Source organism: Pseudomonas sp., from assembly GCF_036387035.1.
Classification (GTDB): Bacteria; Pseudomonadota; Gammaproteobacteria; order Pseudomonadales; family Pseudomonadaceae; genus Aquipseudomonas.
The window spans coordinates 1-8,857 of sequence record NZ_DASVUM010000038.1 but is presented as its reverse complement, the minus strand read 5'-3'; the positions used below and the strand labels follow the sequence as shown (position 1 = coordinate 8,857).

7 protein-coding genes are annotated in these 8,857 nt (G+C 63.5%); 2 read left to right on the top strand and 5 right to left on the bottom strand.

Annotated features, from left to right (window positions below; genetic code table 11):
* Positions 1-227: 227 nt before the first annotated feature.
* From VF672_RS24505 to acnA, 4 genes are all read right to left on the bottom strand, one after another.
* Positions 228-932, bottom strand: coding sequence for a methyl-accepting chemotaxis protein (locus VF672_RS24505; RefSeq protein ID WP_414705569.1), 705 nt, complete (start codon positions 930-932; stop codon positions 228-230).
* Positions 933-1,175: 243 nt separating this feature from the next.
* Positions 1,176-1,793: a PAS domain-containing protein gene (locus VF672_RS24500; protein WP_414705568.1), complete on the bottom strand. Its 618-nt coding sequence runs from the start codon at positions 1,791-1,793 to the stop codon at positions 1,176-1,178.
* 102 nt (positions 1,794-1,895) lie between these two features.
* Positions 1,896-2,687, bottom strand: coding sequence for a type II CAAX endopeptidase family protein (locus VF672_RS03635; protein ID WP_331101569.1), 792 nt, complete (start codon positions 2,685-2,687; stop codon positions 1,896-1,898).
* Between the two features lie 359 nt (positions 2,688-3,046).
* The gene (acnA, locus tag VF672_RS03630; RefSeq protein ID WP_331101567.1) at positions 3,047-5,788 is read right to left on the bottom strand and encodes an aconitate hydratase AcnA; all 2,742 of its coding nucleotides are present in this window, start codon (positions 5,786-5,788) and stop codon (positions 3,047-3,049) included.
* 237 nt (positions 5,789-6,025) lie between these two features.
* Here acnA and rlmM point away from each other — a divergent pair, with 237 nt between their 5' ends.
* Both rlmM and VF672_RS03620 read left to right on the top strand, forming a co-directional pair.
* Complete coding sequence (rlmM, locus tag VF672_RS03625; RefSeq protein WP_331101565.1) at positions 6,026-7,093, top strand: 23S rRNA (cytidine(2498)-2'-O)-methyltransferase RlmM; 1,068 nt, start codon at positions 6,026-6,028, stop codon at positions 7,091-7,093.
* Between the two features lie 63 nt (positions 7,094-7,156).
* Positions 7,157-8,584 (top strand): FAD/NAD(P)-binding protein, encoded by a 1,428-nt coding sequence (locus VF672_RS03620; RefSeq protein WP_331101563.1) that lies wholly within the window; start codon positions 7,157-7,159, stop codon positions 8,582-8,584.
* Between the two features lie 71 nt (positions 8,585-8,655).
* Here the strand turns inward: VF672_RS03620 and VF672_RS03615 are convergent.
* A partial coding sequence (locus VF672_RS03615) for a MerR family DNA-binding protein (RefSeq protein ID WP_331101561.1) occupies positions 8,656-8,857 on the bottom strand: 202 nt, incomplete at its 5' end.

The following is an 8,857-nucleotide window of genomic DNA, read 5'->3' as shown; positions in this document are numbered from 1 at the left end:
AATTAATCGTCTAGATCAACAAACATCACCACCATGGTGGTAACTATCTATCGTCTTTCAACAATCAACTAATAGAGTTCTACAAATCCTGTCAACACTAAAACCACCACACCAGCCCGAAAACCCAACTCCTCATCGATTTTCAGAAATGTCCTACTCAAACACTGATCCAAATAAAAAAGCCCCGGCAGTCTAGCTACCGGGGCTTTCAAAAACCGATCAAACAATCAGCGGTTGAAGCGCTCCACCAACGAGTACTGCGAGTTGGCAGTGTGGGTCAGTTCGGCGCTGAGCGTGGCAGAGCGACGTGCTTCGTCGGAGGTCTGGTCGGCCAGGTGCGCGATGGTGCTGATGTTGCGGCTGACCTCTTCTGCCACCGAGCTCTGCTCCTCGGTGGCGGCGGCGATCTGGGTGGTCATGTCGGTGATGTTGGCCACTGCGTCGCTGATGCCCACCAGCGCCCTGTCGGCTTCCATGACCTGTTCAACGCCTTCTTCGGCCTGGCGACGCCCCGTGTTCATGGTCTGCACCGCATTGCTGGCGGTCTGTTGCAGCTTGGCGATGAGGGCGTGGATCTGGCCCGTGGATTCGGTGGTGCGTTGGGCCAGTTGGCGCACTTCATCGGCGACCACGGCAAATCCGCGGCCCATTTCGCCAGCGCGGGCGGCCTCGATGGCAGCATTCAGGGCCAGCAAGTTGGTCTGGTCGGCGATGCCTTTGATGACGTCGACGACGCCACCGATTTCATCGCTGTCCTTCGCCAGTTGGGTCACGGTCAGGCCGGTTTCGCCCACCGAGGCCGACAGGCGCTGGATGGCTGCGCGAGTGTCACTGGCAATCTCCCGGCCGCGGCGGGTCAGCTCGTTCGCCTGCTGCGTGGCGTCAGCGGTGCGCTGCACGTGGTTGGCGACTTCCTGCGTCGTTGCGGCCATCTGGTTGACGGCGGTGGCGACCTGTTCGGTCTCGACGCGCTGACGTTCCAGCCCGGTGGAGCTGGCCTGCGCCAGGGTGTCGGACTGCCGCGCCTGAGCGTTGAGATGTTCGGCAGTGTCCTGCAGGCGGGTGAGGCAGGTCTTCAGACGCGCCTCCTGGCTGAGGATCGACATTTCCAGTCGTGCCTGGGCGCCGCGGCTGTCGGTGTACATTTGTGCAATCAGCGGGTCGGAGGTGGTTTGCTAGGCCAGACGCAGCAGGCGCTTGAGGCCGCGTTGCTGCCAGCTCAAGCCCAGAAGGCCCAGCGGCACCGACAGCGCAGCCGCCAGCACAAAGCCCCACGGCGAATTCAGCCAGACGCCGATCAGGAAGCTCAACTGGCTGACCAGAATGAACGGCAGCCAGTCCTGCAACATTGGCAACCATTTGTCGCGGCTTGGCACTGCGCTTTTGCCGCTGTTCAGGCGTTTGTAGAGCGCTTCGGCGCGGCGTATCTGTTCAGCGGTTGGCTTGATCCGCACGGACTCGAAGCCCACGACCTGTTTATTTTCAAAAACCGGCGTGACGTACGCGTTCACCCAGTAGTGATCGCCGTTCTTGCAGCGGTTCTTGACGATCCCCATCCAGGGCAGACCCTGCTTGAGCGTGGCCCACATGTGCTCGAAAACCGCCGACGGTACGTCGGGATGGCGCACGGTGTTATGCGGTGACTTGATCAGCTCATCTTTCGAAAAACCGCTTATTTCAATGAAGGCGTCGTTGCAGTAGGTGATGACGCCGCGCGCATCGGTGGTCGAGATCAACCGTTGCTGCGCCGGAAAGGTCCGTTCGCGTTGAGTAATGGGCTGGTTATTTCGCATGAGCTATTCGATCCAGGAAGGCTTTGACGGGTTATCGGCTCGAGACGAAATAAAGTTAGGTTTTTGTGAACTGCGTCATATGTCGAGTGGCCTTGGCGTGCGTCAGCGGTCGAACATCGGGTAGGTGAACAGGCTGAAGTGCAGCAGGTTCAGGCCAAAGTGCGTGAGCACGGCGGCGGGCAGGCCGCCCAGTCGGTAAGCCGCCCCGTAACCCACCCCTGCAATCCCGGCGAGAAAGGCCCATGTCCAGCCCGCGCCGAGGTGGGAAAGGCCGAACAGCAGCGACGCCACCACGATTGCCAGGGCGTCGTGGTAAGGGAGCGGTGCAAGCCATCTTTTCAGGCTGCCCTGCAGGTAGCCGCGAAACAACAGCTCCTCGGTAAGCGCCACCAGCAGAAGGTTGTTCAGCGTCCAGATGCCTGTTTGTTCGGGCCACTTGGGCGACCAGCCGATGAGTCCCAGCAATAGGGCTGTTGATAAACACGCGGCGGCGGTGACGGGAAGGGCAATGCTGGTCACGCCCAGACAGCGCCGAAGACTAAACGCTATAAACACCCAGGGGCAGGCGAATGCGATCCAGAAACCGATGAGGGGTTTATCGAGGTTCAGGTACATCGAATACGGCGCGGCCTCGGGGCTGAGCCTCACGCCGGCAATGGCCCGCGCGCTGAGGAAACCGGGCAACCAGTGGCTGGCCAGCCCCGCTGCCAGGGCGATGAACAGCGCGTGACCAAAAAGGCGGACGGCGCGGTGCTGGAAATGGCGGACGCAGATGCCGGCCATGATCAGTAATCCCAAGGTGACGACCACAGGGATGCTGAGCTGGCCATAAAGCAGCGCCAGGCAATAGCCGAGGGAGAGCAGTAAGAGGGAAGCCCAGCGTTGCGCCGACATGGAGCAATCCTTTGGTGTCGGATAAGGCTGGCGATTTTAACGTTGATTAAACGCGGGTGTATGTCGGATGAACGGGAAGTGGGTCCGAATGTTTTGTGGATGCACGGCGTGTTGGGTGTAGGGCATTTCTGATAGCGGGCGACCTGATTGAATGCTGGCAGTACGCGGTGTGACGCCTGACGCCTTCCCGGCTAAAGCCGGTCCCACTGGGTCCGCGATGTCAGTAGGACCGGCTTCAGCCGGGAAGAGGCCTATGTGGCCGCCATCAATTCGGGGTATGCCGCGTGCCGTGTTCCGGCTAAAGCCGGCCCCACTGACAGCGCACGGCGTATCAGTGGGTCCGGCTTCAGCCCCAGCCTTTAAGAAGCAATCAACTGCCGCAAGACGTAATGCAAGATCCCTCCCGCCTTGAAGTACTCCACCTCGTTCAGGGTATCGATCCGGCACAGCACGTCGATGTGGTCCTGCTGCCCATCCTCCCGGGTGATTTGCACGGCCAGGCTCATGCCCGGTTGCAGCGTCGCGCCGGTCAGCCCGGTGATGGTCAGCACCTCCTTACCGGTCAGCCCCAGGGTTTTGCGGCTTTCGCCCGCCCGGAACTGCAGCGGCAGCACGCCCATGCCGACCAGATTTGAGCGGTGGATGCGCTCGAAACTCTCGGCGATCACTGCTTTGACGCCCAGCAGATTGGTGCCCTTCGCCGCCCAGTCGCGACTGGACCCGGTGCCATATTCCTGGCCGGCGATGACCACCAGCGGCGTGCCTTCTTCTTGATAACGCATGGCCGCGTCATAGATCGGCAGCTTCTCATCGGTGGGCACGTGCAGCGTGTAGCCGCCTTCTTCACCGCCGAGCATTTCATTGCGAATGCGGATGTTGGCAAAGGTGCCGCGCATCATCACTTCATGGTTGCCGCGCCGCGAGCCGTACGAGTTGAAGTCCTTGTACTCCACGCCTTTGCTGCGCAAATAGCGGCCGGCCGGGCTGTCGAGTTTGATGTTGCCGGCGGGGGAGATGTGGTCGGTTGTGACTGAATCGCCGAGCACCGCCAACACCCGCGCGTTTTGGACGTCGGCGATGACCGGCAACGGGCCGGCCACGTCCTCGAAAAAGGGCGGGTGCTGAATGTATGTCGAATCCGGCTGCCAGACATAAGTCGCAGCCTCGGGCACCTGAATCGCTTGCCATTGCTCGTCACCGGCAAAGACCTCGGCGTATTCCTTGTGGAACATGCCGGTGCTGACGTTCAAGACTGCGTCGGCGATCTCCTTCTGCGTCGGCCAGATGTCGCGCAGGTAAACCGGCTGGCCGTCGCGGCCCTCGCCCAGAGGCTCGCTGCTCAAATCAATGCGCACGCTGCCCGCCAGGGCGTAAGCGACCACCAGCGGCGGCGAGGCCAGCCAGTTGGTTTTCACCAGCGGATGCACGCGGCCTTCGAAGTTGCGGTTGCCCGACAGCACCGAGGCCACGGTGAGGTCGGACTGCTGAATGGCTTTTTCAATGGGATCGGGGAGTGGCCCCGAGTTGCCGATGCACGTGGTGCAGCCATAGCCGACCAGATCGAAGCCCAGCGCATCGAGGTACTCGGTGAGCCCCGCCGCTTTGTAGTAGTCGGTCACGACCTTGGAGCCCGGCGCCAGCGAACTCTTGACCCACGGTTTGCGCTGCAAGCCTTTCTCGACGGCTTTTTTCGCCAGCAGGCCGGCGGCCATCATCACGCTGGGGTTTGAGGTATTGGTGCAAGAGGTGATGGCGGCGATGACCACAGCGCCATTCTTTAGCCGGTACGTCTGGCCGTTGTACTCGTAATCTGCTTCGCCAACCTGCGCTGCATTACCGACCGCGACACCGCCGCCGCCTTCGCTTTCCAGCCGTCCTTCGTCCTGCTTGCCCGGGCTCAGGGCCAGGCCCAGGAAGTCAGTGAACGCCTGGGACACGTCGGGGAGGGCGACGCGGTCCTGCGGACGTTTAGGCCCCGCAAGGCTGGACACCACCGTGCCCATGTCCAGCTCCAGCGCATCGGTGAACGCCGGTTCCTGACCGGGCAGTCGCCACAAGCCCTGGGCCTTGCAATAGGCCTCGACCAGTTGCACCGTTTCGTCCGGACGCCCTGACAGGCGCAGGTAGTCGAGGGTCACGTCGTCGACCGGGAAGAAGCCGCACGTCGCGCCGTATTCCGGGGCCATGTTGGCGATGGTGGCCCGATCCGCCAGCGGCAAATCCGCCAGACCATCACCGTAGAATTCAACGAATTTCCCGACGACGCCTTTCTTGCGCAGCATCTGCGTCACGGTCAGCACCAGGTCGGTGGCGGTGATGCCTTCGCGCAGTTTGCCGTTGAGCTTGAAGCCGATGACTTCCGGAATCAGCATCGACACGGGCTGGCCCAGCATGGCGGCTTCCGCTTCGATGCCGCCGACGCCCCAGCCGAGTACGCCGAGGCCGTTGATCATAGTGGTGTGGGAATCGGTGCCGACCAGCGTGTCCGGGAACGCGTATGTGCGGCCGTCTTCTTCCTTGGTCCACACCGTGCGGCCCAGGTACTCCAGGTTGACCTGATGGCAGATCCCGGTGCCCGGCGGCACCACGCTGAAGTTATCAAATGCATTTTGGCCCCAGCGCAGGAACGCGTAACGCTCGCCGTTGCGCTGCATCTCGATGTCGACGTTCTCGCCAAAGGCCTGATCGTCGCCGAAGCGGTCCACCATGACCGAGTGATCGATGACCAGGTCCACCGGGGACAGCGGATTGATGCGCTGCGGATCGCCACCGGCCTTGGCCACGGCGGCGCGCATGGCGGCGAGGTCAACCACGGCCGGCACGCCGGTGAAATCCTGCATCAGCACGCGCGCGGGGCGGTACTGGATTTCGCGTCGGGATTTACGCTCGGTCAGCCAGTCGGCGAGGGCCTTGAGGTCGTCGCCGGTCACCGTGTGGTTGTCTTCCCAGCGCAGCAGGTTTTCCAGCAGCACCTTGAGCGACATCGGCAGTTTGTCGAGGTCGCCCAGCGTGCGCGCGGCATCCGGCAGGCTGAAGTAGTGGTAGGTCTTGTTGTTGACGTCGAGTGTCTTGAGGCTTTTCAGGCTATCGAGGGAGGGCATGGCTGACTCCTTGACGGTCCGTGCGGCACGGCGCGGACGGGCGAACGAACGGTAAGACAGGGCTTGCTTCGGCGCTCTGGTCGGCGCCTTTCACGGGGTGTTGAGTAGTACTGGACCCACCGGCTGAGCCAGTGGTTCCTGATTGGGCTATCATGCGCCGCTTTCGAGTCATTGAGGTTAATCCTCATGTACAGCTTGCGCCGCGGCCCGATTCGTGGCGCGCGAGGAGACCGTCCCGTGAACACCCTTTTCATGCATTGCCGTCCCGGCTTCGAAAGCGAGGTTTGCTCGGAATTGAGCGAGCACGCCGCGCGCCTCGAAGTGTCCGGCTACGCGAAGGCAAAGACCGACGCCGCCTGCGCCGAGTTCATCTGCACCGAAGCCGAGGGCGCCGAGCGGTTGATGGACAGCCTGAAGTTCCGCGAGCTGATTTTCCCCCGGCAATGGGCCCGCGGCGTGTTTGTCCAACTGCCTGAAACCGACCGCATCAGCGTAATCCTTGAGCACATGGCCGGTTTTGCGCCGTGCGGCAGCCTGTGGCTGGAGGTGGTCGACACCAACGACGGCAAGGAGCTCTCGACCTTCTGCCGCAAGTTTGAAGCGCCGCTGCGCAAGGCGCTGGAGAAGGCCGGCAAACTGGTCGACAACCCAAGCCTGCCGCGTTTGCTGCTGACCTTCAAAAGCGGGCGGGAAGTGTTTCTGGGACTGGCCGACGCGAACAACTCGGCGATGTGGCCCATGGGTATTCCGCGGCTGAAGTTTCCCCGGGAAGCACCGAGTCGCTCGACCCTCAAGCTCGAAGAAGCCTGGCATCACTTCATTCCCAGGGATCAGTGGGACGAGCGCCTGTCGGGCGACATGACCGGCGTCGACCTGGGCGCGGCGCCCGGTGGCTGGACCTATCAGCTCGTGCGGCGTGGCATGCTGGTCACCGCGATTGATAACGGGCCGATGGCCGAGAGCCTGATGGACACCGGGCTGGTGCAGCACTTGATGGCCGACGGCTTCACCTTCAAACCACGCCAACCGGTGGACTGGATGGTCTGCGACATCGTCGAAAAGCCTGCGCGCAACGCCGCGCTGCTGGAGACCTGGCTGGGCGAAGGCTTGTGCCGCGAAGCCGTGGTCAACCTCAAATTGCCGATGAAGCAACGTTACGCCGAAGTGCGACGCCTGCTGGAGCGCATCGAAGAAGGTTTCAAGGCGCGCGGCGTCAAGGTCGCCATCGGTTGCAAACAGCTGTACCACGACCGCGAGGAAGTGACCTGCCATCTGCGCCGGCTGGACATGAAACGCAAGGGCTGAGGTTGCACCGCGGACTGTCCATAATCAGCCGAGCGCCCTCGGGGCGAGAGAAGGGGAGAAGCAATGAGCGCTGAACACACTGGACCTGACGCCGACATCCTGATCATCGGCGGCGGCCTCAGCGGCACGATGCTGGCGGTGCAGCTGCTGCGCCTGCCGGGCCGGCGGCGCATTGTCATCGTCGAATCGCGCAGCGAACTGGGTCGCGGCGAAGCCTACAGCGCGACCGAACTGGGCCACACGCTGAACGGCAACGCCGCGCGCATGAGCGTCGACCCTGACGATGCCGAAGACCTCACCCGCTGGCTGACCGATTGCATCGCGGCGGGTGGCTGGCCGGAATCCGACGAGCAGCACGTGCCCGTCGCCGAGCTGTTTCCGCCGCGCGGGCTGTTTGGTCTGTACGTCCAGCAGCGCCTGGCCGAGGCCCGGGCGGTCGGCGAGCGTCACGGCTCCAGTGCCGAGCACGTGCGCGGCGAAGCAACCGATTTGCAGAGTGACGAGGCCGGCATCCGCCTGACCCTTGCCAGCGGCGAACAGCTGACGGCGCGCTTCGGCGTACTGGCAACGGGCATGTTTGCCGCCGCGCGCACCCCTCAACGGGAATCCAACGGCCTCAACGCCGCCGCTGTCGACCCGTGGGACGTGAGCGCCATGCGCCAGCTTGATCCTCAGGGCCGCGTGTTGATCATCGGATCGGGGCTGACCATGGTCGACGCCGTGGTGTCCCTGGAGCAAGCCGGCCACCGAGGCCCCATCGACGTCTTTTCCCGTCATGGCTTGCTGCCCCATGTGCGCCGTCAACCGCCGACATGGCCCGACTTTCTCGCCGCTGACCCGGGCATTCGCAGCACGCGCCAACTGGTCAGGGCCCTGCGCGAGCAGTGCGCGCGGGCGATGGAGCAGGGCATCGACTGGCAGGCGCCGCTCGACACCGTACGCGTGCATATTCCACGTTTGTGGAGCCAGGCGTCTGACCGGCAACGCCGCCAGTTCGTCCGCCACGTCCGGCCCTGGTGGGAAAGCCATCACCACCGCTCGCCGCCGCCCAGTGCGCAATTGCTGGACCGGCTGGTGGGCGAAGGGCGCCTGCACATCCACGCCGCCTCGCTGCTCAGCGTCGAAAGCGCGCAGGCCGGGCAGGTCAGCATCAGCGTTCGCTACCGTGGTCAGGACAGTGCCCGCACCGAGCGTGGCGCAGCGCTGATCAACTCGACCGGCATTCAGTACGACTGGCGCCGGGTCGACCGTGCGTTGCCGCGCAATTTGCTGGCGCGTGGCCTGATTCAGCCGGGCCCGCTGGCGTTGGGCATCGCCGCTGATGCTGGCGGCGCTGTGATGGACGCCGAAGGGCGCTATTCGCCCCGGCTGTTCGCGATGGGGCCGCCTTTGCGTGGCCTGTGGTGGGAGAGCACTGCGGTGACGGACGTCGCGTTGCAGGCCAAAGCCTTGGCGGCGCGGCTGGCGGCGCTGAGCAACCCGGGCGCCTGACCGAGGGTAAAAGGATGTCGGCCAGCAGACACAGACCAACCGTGGCCGCAACGCTGCTCAGTCCGCCAGGCTCACTCCTGATCCAGCAGGCGCGGCCCGGCACCGAACTCGCCCAGGCTGTCGCCGAAATTGCGCAGCGGGCAGGCCTCCATCGACAGACAGCCGCAGCCGATGCAGCCATTGAGCTGGTCGCGCAGCGCGGTGAGGCGGTTGATGCGCTCATCCAGGTCGGCTTTCCAGCGCTCGGACAGCCGGGTCCAGTCATCAAGGCTG

What these genes read in the sequence shown, in the direction of transcription:
- VF672_RS24505 (WP_414705569.1), bottom strand. Translation starts at nt 932, where the DNA reads ATGGCCGCAACGACGCAGGAAGTCGCCAACCACGTGCAGCGCACCGCT.
- VF672_RS24500 (WP_414705568.1), bottom strand. Translation starts at nt 1,793, where the DNA reads ATGCGAAATAACCAGCCCATTACTCAACGCGAACGGACCTTTCCGGCG.
- VF672_RS03635 (WP_331101569.1), bottom strand. Translation starts at nt 2,687, where the DNA reads ATGTCGGCGCAACGCTGGGCTTCCCTCTTACTGCTCTCCCTCGGCTAT.
- acnA (WP_331101567.1), bottom strand. Translation starts at nt 5,788, where the DNA reads ATGCCCTCCCTCGATAGCCTGAAAAGCCTCAAGACACTCGACGTCAAC.
- VF672_RS03620 (WP_331101563.1), top strand. Translation starts at nt 7,157, where the DNA reads ATGAGCGCTGAACACACTGGACCTGACGCCGACATCCTGATCATCGGC.